Raw genomic sequence first — 16,010 nt, 5'->3', positions numbered from 1 at the left:
ATGTTATTAGAAGGCTTATATAAAGTAAATAATTTAGAGGTTGTCGATAATTCGATAACAGCGAATATTTTTATTAATAAAGATCATGTTATTTTTAAAGGGCATTTTCCTGGTAACCCAGTGATGCCAGGTGTTTGTATGATGCAAATTATTAAAGAACTTACCGAAAATATTGTCAAAAAAAAGTTATTTACGCGATCTGCAAGTAATATTAAATTCATGGCAATAATTAACCCTTTTAAAACACCAGAATTAGAGTTAAAGCTAGATATTTCTGAAACAGATGAAGGTTATAAAGTAAAAAACATTTCTAAATTTGAAGATACCGTAGCTTTAAAAGCAACTACAAATTTTATAGTAAAATAATTTATATATGAAATTTTTAATGGTACTCATATCTGCAATAAGTATAAATAGTCTATCAATAGATATGAGTACCGTTAGAAATGCATATAAAGAAGCAGCCCAAGACCATACCAAAATAGAAACTTTTAATACCCTCCTCTTAAAAATCACTAAAAAAGATAAAGCGACCTTAGTCGCTTACAAGGGTGCCGCAATTGCTTTATTAGCTAAACAGGAAAAAAAAGTTAAAGACAAAAAGAAACTATTTATAGAAGGTGTTTCATATGTAGAGTATGCCATAGAAAAATCATCAAATAATATAGAAGTTCGTTTTGTTCGGTTAGGGATTCAAGAAAACACACCAAAGCTTTTAAAATACAAAGATCATATTGAAGAAGATAAACAATTTATTTTAAAACATTTTAAAGACATTACTTCTTCTAACTTAAAGTATCACATTAAAGATTATATTTTACAGTCCAAAGCTTTTAGTGATGAAGAAAAAACAGTAATTTCGGGCCAATAATGCTTTAAGGTTGCAATAAAGTGAATATTAACCTAACCAAACAAAAAATCATCGATTTAAGCGTATGTGTGTTAATTCCAACATATAATAATGATCGTACCTTAAAGCGAGTTATTGATGGTGTTTTACAATTTACAGAACACATTATTATCGTTAATGATGGGGCTACAGATACTACATCACAAATTCTTGAAGGATATTCACAGCTTGAACAAATCCATATAGAAAAAAATAAAGGCAAAGGTAATGCGCTACGCATGGGTTTTAAACATGCCGAAACTTTAGGATATCATTTTGCAATTACTATAGATTCTGATGGTCAGCATTTTCCAGAAGACATTCCTACTTTTGTTGATGAGCTTGAAAAAAGTGACGATAAAAACATACTACTCATAGGTGCTCGAAATATGAGTCAAAAGGATGTACCAAAAAAAAGTAGTTTTGGCAACAAATTTTCAAACTTTTGGTTTTGGGCAGAAACTGGGATTAAACTTCAGGATACACAATCTGGATTTAGAATGTATCCATTAAAAGCACTAAAAAAGCTTAAATTCTTTACATCTAAATTTGAATTTGAAATCGAAGTCATCGTAAAATCAGCATGGTCTGGAGTGGACGTTAAAAACATCCCTGTTCGCGTGTTATATGATGAAACCGAACGTGTTTCTCATTTTAGACCATTTAAAGATTTTACGCGGATAAGCATTTTAAACACATGGTTTGTAATACTGACACTTCTGTATATTAAACCACGAGGTTTTTTTAGAAAATTAAAAAAAAAAGGATTTAAACGCTTTTTTAAGGAAGACTTATTTGGATCACAAGATCCTGCTTCTAGAAAAGCATTATCTATAGCTTTAGGTCTTTTTATTGGTCTATCTCCTTTTTGGGGATTTCATACAGCACTTGTTATTTTTTTAGCTTTTATTTTCAAATTAAATAAAACCATCGCTTTTATTTTTTCAAACATAAGCATCCCGCCTTTTATTCCTTTTATACTTTATGCCAGCTCAAAAATGGGACAATATCTTTTAGGAATAAAACTAGAATACACCAGAGAAGAAATGATTGAAAATTTTGAAGTTTTAAAGCATCTTAAAACCTATATTGTCGGTAGTTTTTCTTTAGCGATCATAGCCGCAACTGGCTTCGGTCTTTTAAGTTATTTCCTTTTTTTAATTTTAGATAAAAAAGTGGTACTTAATAATGGATAGTGTTTTTTACAACATATATAAAAAAATTGTTACTAAAAAGCTATCAAGCTTTGGTGTTTTCCTCCTAGCGCTTGTATCATTGTTATTTATAGCATCCAAAATTGAATTTGAAGAAGATATCACGAAACTCATTCCATCGAATGATAAAACCTCTGAAGCACAAAAGGTTTTAAAAACCGTAAATTTTGCCGATAAAATTATTGTAAATATCACAAAAACCCCAAATGGTACTGTTGATGATATGACACAATATGCATCACAATTAATGGACAGTATAAATAAAACGTCCAGTAACCATGTTAAACAAATTCAGGGAAAAGTTGAAGATGAAGATATTCTTGAAACTTTAGATTTTGTTTATAAAAATCTGCCGCTTTTTTTAGACGAAAGTGATTATACAACCATTGAAAACAAAATTCAAAAAGATAGTATTAATGCCATAACAAATAGCAATTACAAGACCTTAGTGTCTCCTTCCGGATTTATTGCCAAAGAGAGTATTTTAAAAGATCCTTTAGGCTTGTCGTTTATTGCTTTAAAAAAACTACAACAACTAGGTTTTGGCGATGATTTTATTTTTCATAATGGCTTTTTGATTAGTAAAGATAAAAGTCATGTTTTGCTATTTATAACTCCAACTTTCGGCTCTAGCGAAACGGCCGAAAACGCAAAATTTGCTGAGAATTTATATAAAATAAATAATCAACTTAATAATACATTTAAAAACAAAGCGCAAAGCGAATACTTTGGAGGTGTATTAATTGCTGTTGCAAATGCCAAACAAATAAAACACGATATTCAATTTACAGTTGGTATTGCAATGAGTATTTTACTAATCATACTCATTCTTTTTTATAAAAAGATAAGCATTCCGATCATCTTGTTTGTCCCAACACTATTTGGTGGCTTATTGGCAGTTGCTCTGCTTTATCTGATTCGTGTGAAAATTTCAGCAATATCTCTGGGCATAGGCTCTGTCCTACTTGGTGTTACTTTAGATTATTCGCTTCATATATTAACACATATACGAAGTAATAACAATGTAAAAGCCCTGTATAAAGAGATTACAAAACCACTATTAATGAGCAGCTTAACGACTGCTTTGGCATTTTTGTGTTTGTTATTTTTAAACTCGCAAGCTTTACAGGATTTAGGTATTTTTGCTGCAATAAGTGTTATAGGCGCTTCTGTTTTTGCCTTGCTCTTTATTCCTCTCGCCTACAAAGATTCTGTAAAAAAAGTTAAAAAAAACACCCTTATAGACAGCCTTGCTGGTTTTCATTTTCATAAAAAAAGGGGACTCATTATAACGCTCTTAGTGGCATTCGTTGTTAGTTTTTTTACCTATAATACAGTTACTTTTAATAAGGACTTAACAAAGCTTAACTACGAACCACAACATCTTAAAGGAGCTCAGATGCGCTTAGATGCATTAACTAATATAGCATCAAAATCTGTGTATTTAGCGGCTTATGGTAATTCTGAAAAAGATGCTCTAGAAATAAATGATAACATTTATAAAAAACTACAAGTACTTAAAGAAGAAAAACAAATTATAGATTTCAGTTCTATTGGAACTTTGATTCATTCAGAAAAAAAACAAAAACAACGTATTGCAAAATGGAATACATTTTGGAATGATGAAACTATTACAAGCACTAAAAACAACCTTATTGAAAGCGGTAATACTTTTGGCTTTAAACCCACTACATTTCATTCATTCTATACACTTTTAAACACCACCTTTAAACCTTTACAAACTGAAGATTATAAGGCTTTAAAAACTATTTCAACCGAAGATTATATTACTTCAAAAGACCATTTTATTACGGTAACTACTTTAGTTAAAGTTCAAGATGAAAAGACACAAGAATTAATAGATATTTTTAAAAACAACCCACAAACCTTAGTTATTGATAGACGACAAATGAATGAAACTTTTTTAGGGAATCTAAAAAATGACTTCAATAATTTAGTTGTTTATTCATTGGTTGTTGTATTACTACTTCTTTTACTGTTTTACAGAAGCCTTTCATTAACCTTAGTAACAAGTATCCCCATAGCATTAACCTGGTTATTGACCATTGGAGTCATGGGCTTATTTCATATTGAATTCAATATTTTCAATATTATTATTTCCACATTTATTTTTGGTTTAGGAATAGACTATAGTATTTTTATTACTAATGGTTTACTTCACGAATATAAAACTGGAGAAAAGGCTTTTACAACGCACAAAACATCCATCATTTTATCTGTTATCACAACTATTTTAGGAGTTGGTGTTTTAATATTTGCTAAGCATCCCGCATTATATTCTATTTCTTTAGTGTCCATTATTGGGATTTTATCTGCAGTAATTATTTCATTCTCAATTCAGCCATCATTATTTAAGCTCTTTATTGGTAGCAAAACAAAACGCCCCATAACATTAAGACTATTAATACATTCCATGCTATCGTTCGGATACTTTGGATTAGGAGGGATTTTTATATCCTTGTTTAGTGCTACGCTACTCAAAATTATTCCTGGGAGCAAAAAAGCAAAGATGAAATGGTTTCATAAAGCTGTTTCAAAATTTATGAAATCGGTTCTATATACGAATCCTTTTCTAAAAAAGAACGTTATAAACCTTAGTAATGAAACGTTTGAAAAACCTGCAATAATTATTGCAAATCACACCTCCTTTTTAGACATTTTAGCCGTTGGGATGCTCCATCCAAAAATGATATTTTTGGTGAACGATTGGGTTTACAATTCGCCAGTTTTTGGTAAAGCTGTCCAAGCTGCTGGATTTTACCCTGTTTCCAGTGGTATCGAAAACGGGGTATCTCATCTTCAGGAAAAAGTTAATCAAGGGTATTCGTTAATGGCTTTCCCAGAAGGGACAAGATCTTTAACAAATAAAATGAAACGCTTTCATAAAGGGGCTTTTTATTTAGCAGAACAATTAAATTTAGATATTATCCCAGTACTTATTCATGGTAATTCGGAGGTTAATCCAAAAGGTAGTTTTCTTATTAGAAATGGAAGTCTTACTGTAAAAATATTAGAGAGAATTCCTATTGAAAATAAATCATTTGGGGAAAGCTACAAACAACGCACAAAAAATATAAGCACAGATTTCAAACAGCAATTTAATGATTTAAGACAGGAAGTTGAACACAATGCTTACTTTCATGATATAGTCTTAGATGATTATAGATATAAAGGAGATGCCTTATACAAAACGGTTAAAGAAGACCTTAAAGCATATAAAGAGACTTATAGTGCTATTTTAAATACGATTGATAAAAAAGATACGATTCTTCATCTTTCAAAAGACTATGGTCAACTGGATTTTCTGTTGTCTTTAGATGCTATCGACAGAAAAATAATTTCTTATATTGAAGATTCTGCTGTTAACATGATGCTTCAAAATAGTTTTATTACAAATAAGCATCATCGTATTCATTTTGAAAACACTATCGATGAAGCTCTTAAGAACCACGCAAACGTATTAATAATCAATACAAACGAGATCTCTTCAGAGCAAATAAACAGCATCTTGAATAGCCGTATTAATCTTTTAATTCTATTAAAAGAAAGTCGAAATTTATATTCTGAAACAATTAATGATTTAGGTTTTAAGTCGTATTATGAGCATGAAAACCTTATTATTTTTAAACGATAAAAAAATAGATGAAAGCACACTATGATATTGTAATAGTTGGAAGTGGATTAGGAGGTTTGGCGTCTGCAATCATTTTAGCAAAAGAAGGTTATAGTGTTTGTGTACTTGAAAAAAACAATCAATATGGTGGTAATTTGCAAACTTTTGTGAGAAACAAAACCATATTTGATACTGGAGTACATTATATTGGTGGACTAAGCAAAGGGCAAAACCTGTATCAATACTTTAAATATATTGATATTATAGATGATTTATCCCTTAAAAAGCTAGATGAAAATGGGTTTGACATTGTTACTTTCGATAATGACCCTATCGAATATAAGCATGCTCAAGGTTACAAAAAATTCATTAAAGTTTTAGTAGAACAGTTTCCCGAAGAAGAATCTGCCATAGTAGCTTATTGTAACAAGTTAAAGGAAACCTGTGATAGTTTTCCGTTGTATAACATGAAACAAGGCAAGCCATACTATGATAATACAGCCATTTTTCAGCTTCAGGCAAAAGGATTTATCAATTCACTTACTAATAATAAAAAATTGCAAGCGGTTCTTGCAGGAACAAACTTTTTATATGCTGGTGATGGTGAACGTACACCATTTTATGTTCATGCTTTAACAATAAATTCGTATATAGAAAGTGCCTATAGATGCATCAATGGAGGCAGCCAAATAACTAAAGCATTAATTAAAAGATTAAAAGCGCATGGTGGAGAAACTTATAAGCATCATGACGTTGTTAAATTTGGTTTTGATGTTGGTAAAATCACTTCAGCCATTTGCTCGAACGGAAAAGAAATAAAAGGGGATTTGTTTATCTCTAATATTGAACCTAAACTCACTTTAAAGCTTGTTGGCGAAGATAAATTTAGAAAGTCCTACACCAATAGAGTTGATAAAATTGAAAGCACCATTGCTGCATTTAGTTTATACATTGTTTTAAAACCAAATTCATTTAAATACGAAAATAAAAACTTCTATCATTTTAAAAACCCCGATAATGTTTGGGATGTTCATAAATACACACAGGAAAGTTGGCCAGAAGGATACATGATGTCCATGTCAGTTAAGAAAAATATGGATGATTATGGCGATAATATAACGGTAATGACCTACATGCATTATGATGAACTTAAACCTTGGGTAGATACATTTAACACGGTTGCCCATAAAAATGAAAGAGGCCAAACCTATGAACAGTTTAAAGAAGAAAAAGCTGAAAAACTGATAAAAGAATTAGAGCTTAAATTTCCAAATATTAGAGATTGCATTCAAGAAATGTACACATCTACTCCATTGTCTTATAGAGATTATATAGGCAGCAATAGAGGTTCTATGTATGGTTATGTTAAAGATATTAATAGACCCATGCAATCTTTTTTATCGCCAAGAACAAAAGTTAAAAACTTACTATTTACGGGACAAAGTCTAAATATGCACGGTATTCTGGGTGTTACAATAAGTGCTGTTACAACATGCTCCGAAATTTTAGGTAAAGACTATTTATTAGATAAAATATTAAAAGCCAATAACGAACAGGAAATAAGCCAAAAATAATGTGCAATGAACCCCTTAAAATAACTTCAATTATATGTATTTAAAGAAGATGAAAATAGTAAAGTGGTTTTGCTTTTTTATGCTTCTATTTTTAGTATCATCGTGTGGTATCTCAAAATCTCTTAATGATGTTCCAGATGTTAGTAAATACAATTCATCTATCCCTGAAAGAGTTAAGGTTTCGGACTCCACGTATGTTTTACACGACAACTTTCTTACGAAAAACAAACAAGGCTTATGGGAACTTTATGTAGAAGGTGATCCGTATGAAAGAGGTTTAATTATTGGAAACTTAACACAAGAGTTATTTCATAATCAAGAACAGGTTTTCTTATCTAAGATTAATGATTTTGTACCTTCAAAAACAAAACAAGCACTATTACGTAAATTTTTAGCTTGGTTTAATAGAAAGATGTATATACATATTCCCGAGGAATATAAAACCGAGATATACGGACTTTCTAAATATGCTTCATTAGGTTATGACCACATCGCCAACCCTTATTTAAGAGTTCTATACTTACATGGCGCTCATGATATTGGACATGCACTACAAGATTTGGCTTTAGTTGGTTGCTCTTCATTTGCTGCTTGGGGAGAAAAAACAGATGACGGGAGCTTAATAATAGGTAGAAATTTTGACTTCTATGCTGGTGATGATTTCGCAAAAGAAAAAATAATTGCATTTGTAAATCCAACAGATGGACACAAATTTATGTCTGTAACCTGGGGGGGGATGATTGGTGTTGTTTCGGGAATGAATGAGCATGGTATTACAGTTACTATAAATGCCGGAAAGTCTAAAATACCTTTAATCGCTAAAACACCTATTTCTATTTTAAATAGGGAAATACTCCAGTATGCCTCTACTATTGATGAAGCAATTGCTATTGCAAAGAAACGCCAGGTATTTGTATCCGAATCTATATTAATTGGCAGTGCTAAAGATAAAAAAGCAATTACCATAGAAGTTTCTCCAGAAAATTTTGGAGTATATGAGGTTGCTAATTCCAATCAATTAATCTGCTCGAATCATTTTCAAAGTAAAGCTTATGCAGATGATAAAAAAAACATAAAACATAAAACCGAAAGTCATTCACAATATCGTTACCAGCGAATGGAAGAACTTTTGAATCAACAACCTAAAATAACACCTCAAATTGCTGTAGATATATTACGAAATAAAGAAGGTTTGCAAAACAAAAGTATTGGTTATGGTAATGAAAAAGCACTTAACCAATTATTAGCACATCATGCTATCGTTTTTAAACCAGAGCAACGGTTGGTTTGGGTATCATCAAACCCGTATCAATTAGGTGAATTCGCCGCTTACAACTTAAATGATGTGTTTAAAAATCCAGCAAAAAAGGGACTTTCCAATACGCAATTAACCATAGAAAAAGATCCTTTTCAATTTTCTGATGCCTATAAAAACTATGAATCTTACAGAAAGCTAAGTACTCAAATTCAATCTTCAATAAAAAATGATGAGCATGTAGATCCATCGATTATTTCAGAAATACAAACAACAAATCCCGAATATTGGGAAGGTTATTATTTAGTAGGGAAATACTATTATAAAAGAGGGTATTTTACCGCTGCATTACATGCTTTTGAAAAAGCGAACACTAAAGAAATCACTACGGTGCCAGATCAACGTGAAATTGATTTGTATATTACAAAACTAAAAAGGAAATTGAATCTATGATTCCTAAGATAGAAAAAGCCCCAACATCAGAAATAAAAAGCTTTCAAGAAGATCAGTTAAAACTTCTTTTAACCTATTTAAACAAGCACTCTGTTTTCTACAAGCGCATGTTTAATAAACATAATATTAATATCAATGATATTAATACACTTGAGGACTTAACTACTATACCAACAACATCTAAGGACGACTTACAGCAGTACAACAACGATTTTATTTGTGTCCCTAAAAAAGAAATTATTGATTATGTAACGACCTCCGGAACATTAGGAGAACCTGTAACATTTGCTTTAACCGATAACGATTTAAAACGTTTAGCTTATAACGAAGCCATTTCTTTTGCCTGTGCAGGTATAAATGAGGATGACATTATTCAGCTTATGACTACCATAGATAGAAGATTCATGGCTGGATTAGCCTATTTTTTAGGAGCGCGCGAACTTGGAGCTGGTATTATTCGTGTTGGTAATGGGATTCCAGAATTACAATGGGATTCCATATTAAAATTTAAACCAACTTATATTATTGTTGTGCCTTCATTTCTGTTAAAACTCATTGAGTATGCCCAACAAAATAATATAGATGTTAATGCTTCAGGAATAAAAGGCGCTATTTGCATAGGTGAATCATTAAGAAATGAAGATTTCTCATTAAACCTGCTAGCTACAAAAATTAAAAAGACTTGGGATATTGAATTATATTCAACGTATGCTTCCACAGAAATGAATACTGCATTTACGGAATGCGAACAACAACAAGGCGGCCATCATCACCCAGAACTAATCATCATAGAAATATTAAATGATGAGGACAAACCCGTACAAGAAGGGGAAACCGGAGAGTTAACCATTACGTCTCTAGGTGTAGAAGCCATGCCGTTATTACGATTTAAAACTGGGGATGTGGTAAAAGCTCATTCAGATGCATGTTCGTGCGGTAGAAATACGGTTAGACTAAGTCCTGTTCTTGGAAGGAAAAAACAAATGATTAAGTATAAAGGTACCACTTTATATCCACCGGCAATGCATAATGTTCTAAATCACTTTAATAATATAGACACTTATATTATTGAAATTTATCAAAACGATATAGGAACCGATGAAATTCTTTTAAAAATATCAGCACCTCAACCAACAGACACTCTATTACAAGAGATTAAAGATCACTTTAGAGCCAAATTAAGAGTACTCCCAAAAATAGAATTTCATGATAAAAGCGTGATTCAAAAACTCCAGTTTCCAAAATTGAGTAGAAAACCTATGATGGTTATTGATAAAAGGAAATAGCGTACTAACAAACTTTCTATGACTGAAAAAAATTATGAGCCATTTTCTACAAATATTGATTTTTCTAATTACGATCATATTGTTATAGGTTCAGGCATTGGTGGGTTAACCACCGCTACTTGGTTAGCTAAAGCAGGTAAGAAAGTTGCTGTATTGGAACGACACTATGTTCCTGGTGGTTTTACACATAGTTTTAAAAGAAAACAAGGGTTTCAGTGGGATGTTGGTGTTCATTATGTTGGTAATTTGGATAAAAAAGAATCCCTTCTTGGGATGTTCAATTTTATTACTGATAGACAACTTAAATGGGAGTTTATGGGAGACATATATGACGTGGTATATGTTGGAGATAAAAAATACGAATTTAGAGCTGGTAAAGAAAACTTCAGAAAGCAGCTTATTGAATATTTCCCTGAAGATGAACAAGCCATTGACAACTACCTATCTCTAATAGAAAAAGCGAACAAGCGTGGCGCACTATTCTTTTTTGAAAAAGTATTTGAACCTTGGTTAAGTAAATCTTTAGGGTGGATTATTAGAAAACGCTACGCACAGTATTCTCAAAAAACCACAAGTAATGTCTTACATGAACTTACAAGCAACAAATTATTAATTGCTGTACTCTGTGGCCAATGTGGTAATTACGGGCTTTCACCTAAATACAGTAGTTTTGGAGCACATGCTATGGTTATTTCTCATTTTATGGAAGGTGGTTATTATCCAATAGGTGGTGCTGACCAAATTAGCTATAAAACTATAGATGTCTTAAATAAGCTTGGAGGCAAGGTTTTTATTAATGCCGATGTACAAGAAATTATAACAAAAAATAACAAAGTAACTGGAATAAAAGTGGACAATACGGTTATAAATTGCACTAGTGTTATTAGCAATGTAGGCGTAAATAATACGTTCAATCAGTTACTTTCTGAAAAGGCAAAACACCATTGTAAATTTAACATAAAAGATGTAAAACCTGCAACTGGTCATATGTGTTTATACATTGGGTTAAATAAATCTAGTGCAGATTTAAATTTACCCAAGCACAATGTTTGGTATTATGCACATGAAAATACGGATGAATTAATTGAAAAGACAACACTTTCAGAAGCCCCAAATAATTTTGCATATATTTCATTTCCTTCTGCAAAAGACCCCGAATGGGATATTAATAATGACCAAAAATCAACCATTCAAGCGATGTCTGTAGGTCATTATAATTGGTTTTCTGAATATGAAAATCAGCCCTGGATGAAACGAGAATTAGCTTATAAAAAACTAAAAGCGGATTTTGAGACTACCATGCTTAATAGACTTTATCATCTATTTCCACAACTTAAAGGTCATGTTATAGAAACCGAAGTTTCCACACCGCTTTCTACGAAGCATTTTTCAAACTATAAACATGGTGAAATATATGGTTTAGAGCATACCCCTGAAAGATTTAAACTCCCTTTTTTAAGACCAAAAACTAAAATAAAAGGGTTGAAATTGGTCGGGCAAGACATTACGTTGGTTGGTGTTTCTGGAGCTATGCTTTCGGGAATATTATGTGCAACTGCCATATTAAAAATGAAATCTAGGCACTTGTTTAAAGATATAAAGAACTTTCAGGATTCTTGAATAAAGGATTCATTAATCAACTATACCGTCAAAAACAAAAAAGAGTACTTGCAAAAAATTTGCAAATACTTGATTTTTATATGAAGAAGATTGGATTCGAATTCCGAACGAAGGACGAGGAAGAATCTCATTATAATATGATGTCTTCAACAAAGCTTACGTCGAACTCACTTATTTTAAACTTTTAAATGTTGAATCTCTTATTATTAGTGTTCCTTTTATTTCAATCATTTTATTAGTTATTGTGTCTGCGTTACTTTCTATTTCTTCAATTAAATATTTTACAGCATTTTTGCCAATAGTTTCTCCAGGTTGATTAACGGTTGTTAAATTTGGCTCTATAACTGTTGAAAGTCTTGAATTACTATAACCAACCACGGCCATTTCATCTGGAATCTTTATGTTGAATTTTTTAAGGGTTTTAATTACACCAACAGCAGCACTATCGGTTATTGCAAATATGGCATCAGGCTTTTTTTTCATACTTAGTAAATGATTCGCCATTCTTTTCCCTTGTTGTAAAGAAATATCATCAACGCTAATAATTATTTTTTTATCAACATCAATATTATGATCTTTCAAAGCTCTTAAATAGCCAGCATATCGTTTCTCTGAATTATATGAAAATTCACGCTCTTTAATAATCGCAATACGTTTTTTACCAATATTTATTAAATGCTCAATAGCACTATAAGCCGCTTCTTCATCGTTAATTGTGATTTGCGTACATGGTATTTTGCTTGATACTTTATCAAATAAAATTAAAGGAGATGTATTTAACGTTTGTAAAACAGAATCAACATCTCGAGTCATCTTTGTTAAAGATGCTAAAATACCATCTACACCAAATTGTATCATGGTATTAAGCATTTCCGTTTGTTTTATGACATCATTGTTAGATTCTGAAATAATAACCCGATATCCTTTTATAGCTGCTTCTTCCAAAATACCCCTTACTATGGTAGTTGTAAAGTAGTGGGTAATATTAGGCACAACAACACCAATAATATTTGTCTTGTGCTTTCTAAAACCTTTAGCAAAAATGTTTGGAACATAGTTCATGGATTGAGCAAGATGCTTAACCTTTTTTATTGTAACTTCACTAATATCGGGATGATCATTTAGTGCTCTTGAAATAGTTGAGGTTGATAAATCGAGTATCTGTGCTAATTTTTTTAGAGTAACTACTTCCTTTTTCATTTTAAGTCGTCTTTTTATTTTGTAAATGCAAAAAACAAACGTTCCCGCAAACGATTGCATAAAAATATGATATTTTTTCAGAACTTTTATTAGGTATTTGCTTATAAATTTGATAAAAGATTAACTAATTCTAAATATCATGAAAAAAATTATTTTTACATTATTATGTCTATTTAGCATTTCCGCAACGTTTTCGCAAACGGATATATCAGGAACTGTTAAGGACAAAGCTGGTGTGCCAATTACAGGAGCAAACTTGCTTATTGTAGGTAGTACATCTGGTGTAACATCAGATTTTGATGGAAACTATAGTTTCTCAACTAGTCTAGAAGGTACCCAAACTATTAAAATATCTTACTTAGGATATGAATCACAAGAAAAAGCTGTCACTCTTGACGGTAACCCAATTACTTTAGACTTTGTTTTGCAAGAAGGAGGGAACTCTTTAGATGAAGTAGTGCTTACTGCTTCGGCAACCTTTAGGTCACAAAAAGAAATACCAATGTCTATTAGTTCACTTAAGCAAAAAGAAATCACTAAGCTTTCTGCAAATAGTCAAGCTGATATATTAAGAAGTATACCTGGTATAACTGCTGAAGGTGGTGGTGGTGAAACTGCTTCAAATGTGTTTGTTAGAGGTTTGCCTTCAGGAGGTCAATATGTATTTAATCCGTTACAATATGACGGGATGCCATTAATGAGTACGTTTGGATTAAACTCTTCTGCTCATGATGTTTATGCTAGACCAGATATTGGATTTAAAGGTGTAGAATTTGTTCGTGGTGGTGCTGCCGTTTTGTATGGTGCTGGATCGGTTGCGGGTATCATTAACTATACAAGTAAAACAGGTGATTCTAATGATGAAAACATTATAAATGTAGAATGGGCAAATCAGGGGCGTTTAAAAACAGACTTTTATACAGGTGGAAAATTAGGAGGAGAAGATTCTAACACATATTATGCTTTTACAGGTTTTGTGAGAAAAGATGACGGTCCTATTGATACAGGTTTACCTACAAAAGGGGTTCAGTTTAGAGCTAATATTAAAAAGAAGTTTGAAAATGGATCTTTTACAGTTCATGGACAATTTATAAATGATAATGCACAATTCATTATGCCTTTACCATTAGATGGAAATAGAAAAAGAATTGCAGGTAATGATGGTGATGAAGTTGAGCAACTACTGTCTGGTGAGTTAGCAAATACGTCGTTTTTAACACCTGGAGGTGTTTACGAAAGTCCAATTGAGGATGGTGTTTCTACACAAGGAGGGTATTTAATGGCAGATTTTAATTATAATTTTTCAGATGATTTAAAATTTAAATCAAAAGTAAAATACGCGAATTACAAACACAATTTCGCACTATATGTTGGGGGTAATGGAGATAATAACAACCCTATTACTTTAAATGAATATGTTGATAATGTAGCTCCAGGGAACTTAGGGTTTACTGCTCAGTACCAAGGAACATCAACTGCAATTAATGGATCAGATTTAGTAGTAGATAATTTACATATTGACAGATTAAGACCAATGACCGATTATTCCGGTGAAGCATCTTTAACTAAAACATTAGAAGTAACAAATGGAACTCATAACATTACTGGAGGGTTCTTTTTAGCAAGAACAGAAGCCGAAGATGTTAATTATCAATACAGGGTTTTATCAGAATTTAATAATAATCCTAAGCTAGTAAATTTAAGTTATGTTGATGCTGGTGGTAACGATGTAACGTTTTCTACAGGAGGATTATATAACAGAATTGGGATGACTTCAAATAGATTCTTATCTCAAAATAAATCAGCATTTTATTTAACAGATGAGATGGTGTTTGATAAATGGCGTTTTGATGTTGGTTTTAGAATTGAAAATACTGAAGGCACGTTTAATGATGGTAATATTGTTGAAAGTCAAGTTTATGATGACACTTCATTAACTCCGGAATTGGCAAACGTTAATTTTGCAGATGGAAGTTTTACAAGAGCTAATGTTAGCGCTACAGATTGGGCGGTGTCTTTGGCTGGTTTATACAAATTAAACGATAAAGTTAATTTATATGCCAACTTTTCTAAAGGCTTCTTTTTTCCTCAAATAAGAGGTTTTGCTCCAATAGCAACAGGTGTTACTGGAAGTAAGTATGATTCAGAAAGAATTATTCAATTTGAAACTGGAGCTAAGATAGGTACTGAGAAATTAAAAGGATCTATTGCTGCATATTATGTTGGATTAAGCGATAGAATTAAGATAGACCAAGGTTTTAGTAATGGAACTTTAGTAGATTTATTTAGATCAGATCAAAGTACAAGAACTATTGGTTTAGAGGCTACTTATGATTGGGCATTTGCAGAAAATTTTAACTTAAGAGGTTCTGCAACCTACCAAGCTCATGAAATTACTAAAAATGAAAGAACAGATTTAGTAGCTAATACAACTACAACTGTAGATGAAGGCAATGAATTAGCAAGACAGCCTAATTTTATTGGAGCGTTAGGTGTTTATTTTGATGATAGTAACTGGGATGCTTTGTTTTCTTTAAATTATACAGGAAGCAAATTTGCTGCAGATAATAATAATGTAGAGTTAGATGCTATAACTATTGCTCGTTTAGGTGCAGGATACGAATTTAATGTAGGAGATAAAGATAGCGATGATACATTAAGGTTAGGCTTTTCTGTTTTTAATCTGTTTAATGATGAAGGTGTTACAGAAGGCGATCCTAGAAATATAAACCAACAGGGAGATGCAGAATTTTTCTTTGGAAGACCAATTTTACCACGTAGATTTTTCTTAACGGCTACGTTTAACTTTTAATTCATATTGATTAGTTCGAGTTTAGTTTGGTTACTCATCACTTACTACTAAGTGTAAGTGATGAGTTTTTTAT

Annotated in this window: 10 protein-coding genes; 9 read left to right on the top strand and 1 reads right to left on the bottom strand. The window is 31.7% G+C overall.

Features of this window, described 5'->3' with window-relative positions; translation table 11 throughout:
- The 8 genes from Q4Q39_RS05935 to Q4Q39_RS05900 are packed head-to-tail and all read left to right on the top strand — an operon-like array spanning position 1 to position 11,925.
- Positions 1-366: an ApeI family dehydratase gene (locus tag Q4Q39_RS05935; protein ID WP_303281491.1), complete on the top strand. Its 366-nt coding sequence runs from the start codon at positions 1-3 to the stop codon at positions 364-366.
- Positions 367-373: 7 nt separating this feature from the next.
- A complete protein-coding gene (locus tag Q4Q39_RS05930; protein WP_303281490.1) occupies positions 374-871 on the top strand; it encodes a hypothetical protein in 498 nt (165 codons plus the stop codon).
- A gap of 20 nt (positions 872-891) precedes the next feature.
- Positions 892-2,085, top strand: coding sequence for a DUF2062 domain-containing protein (locus Q4Q39_RS05925; protein WP_303281489.1), 1,194 nt, complete (start codon positions 892-894; stop codon positions 2,083-2,085).
- A complete protein-coding gene (locus tag Q4Q39_RS05920) occupies positions 2,078-5,758 on the top strand; it encodes an MMPL family transporter (RefSeq protein WP_303281488.1) in 3,681 nt (1,226 codons plus the stop codon). The genes Q4Q39_RS05925 and Q4Q39_RS05920 overlap by 8 nt, the downstream gene beginning before the upstream one ends.
- A gap of 8 nt (positions 5,759-5,766) precedes the next feature.
- Positions 5,767-7,311, top strand: a complete 1,545-nt coding sequence (locus Q4Q39_RS05915; protein WP_303281487.1) for a phytoene desaturase family protein — start codon at positions 5,767-5,769, stop codon at positions 7,309-7,311.
- 49 nt (positions 7,312-7,360) lie between these two features.
- Entirely contained in the window at positions 7,361-9,019 is a 1,659-nt protein-coding gene (locus Q4Q39_RS05910) for a C45 family autoproteolytic acyltransferase/hydrolase (protein WP_303281486.1), read from the top strand.
- Positions 9,016-10,305: a flexirubin biosynthesis putative acyl-CoA ligase FlxY gene (gene flxY, locus Q4Q39_RS05905; protein WP_303281485.1), complete on the top strand. Its 1,290-nt coding sequence runs from the start codon at positions 9,016-9,018 to the stop codon at positions 10,303-10,305. Before Q4Q39_RS05910 ends, flxY begins: the two co-directional genes overlap by 4 nt.
- Before the next feature lie 18 nt (positions 10,306-10,323).
- A complete protein-coding gene (locus Q4Q39_RS05900; protein WP_303281484.1) occupies positions 10,324-11,925 on the top strand; it encodes a phytoene desaturase family protein in 1,602 nt (533 codons plus the stop codon).
- Positions 11,926-12,096: 171 nt separating this feature from the next.
- On the opposite strand, the gene Q4Q39_RS05895 is transcribed toward Q4Q39_RS05900, so the two are convergent.
- Positions 12,097-13,125 carry a LacI family DNA-binding transcriptional regulator gene (locus tag Q4Q39_RS05895; protein ID WP_303281483.1) on the bottom strand — a complete coding sequence of 343 codons (1,029 nt, stop codon included), beginning with the start codon at positions 13,123-13,125 and terminating at the stop codon, positions 12,097-12,099.
- Between the two features lie 139 nt (positions 13,126-13,264).
- Here Q4Q39_RS05895 and Q4Q39_RS05890 point away from each other — a divergent pair, with 139 nt between their 5' ends.
- Entirely contained in the window at positions 13,265-15,937 is a 2,673-nt protein-coding gene (locus tag Q4Q39_RS05890; protein ID WP_303281482.1) for a TonB-dependent receptor domain-containing protein, read from the top strand.
- Positions 15,938-16,010: the final 73 nt, after the last annotated feature.

The organism is Flavivirga amylovorans, assembly GCF_030540875.1.
Taxonomy (GTDB): Bacteria; Bacteroidota; Bacteroidia; order Flavobacteriales; family Flavobacteriaceae; genus Flavivirga; species Flavivirga amylovorans.
Note: the sequence above shows the minus strand (reverse complement) of the source record. Positions and strands in the feature narration are given on the sequence as shown.

Excerpts from the sequence above, each read along its gene's own strand:
- Q4Q39_RS05935 (WP_303281491.1), top strand. The coding sequence starts at position 1 with ATGTTATTAGAAGGCTTATATAAAGTAAATAATTTAGAGGTTGTCGAT.
- Q4Q39_RS05930 (WP_303281490.1), top strand. The coding sequence starts at position 374 with ATGAAATTTTTAATGGTACTCATATCTGCAATAAGTATAAATAGTCTA.
- Q4Q39_RS05920 (WP_303281488.1), top strand. The coding sequence starts at position 2,078 with ATGGATAGTGTTTTTTACAACATATATAAAAAAATTGTTACTAAAAAG.
- Q4Q39_RS05915 (WP_303281487.1), top strand. The coding sequence starts at position 5,767 with ATGAAAGCACACTATGATATTGTAATAGTTGGAAGTGGATTAGGAGGT.
- Q4Q39_RS05910 (WP_303281486.1), top strand. The coding sequence starts at position 7,361 with ATGAAAATAGTAAAGTGGTTTTGCTTTTTTATGCTTCTATTTTTAGTA.
- flxY (WP_303281485.1), top strand. The coding sequence starts at position 9,016 with ATGATTCCTAAGATAGAAAAAGCCCCAACATCAGAAATAAAAAGCTTT.
- Q4Q39_RS05900 (WP_303281484.1), top strand. The coding sequence starts at position 10,324 with ATGACTGAAAAAAATTATGAGCCATTTTCTACAAATATTGATTTTTCT.
- Q4Q39_RS05895 (WP_303281483.1), bottom strand. The coding sequence starts at position 13,125 with ATGAAAAAGGAAGTAGTTACTCTAAAAAAATTAGCACAGATACTCGAT.
- Q4Q39_RS05890 (WP_303281482.1), top strand. The coding sequence starts at position 13,265 with ATGAAAAAAATTATTTTTACATTATTATGTCTATTTAGCATTTCCGCA.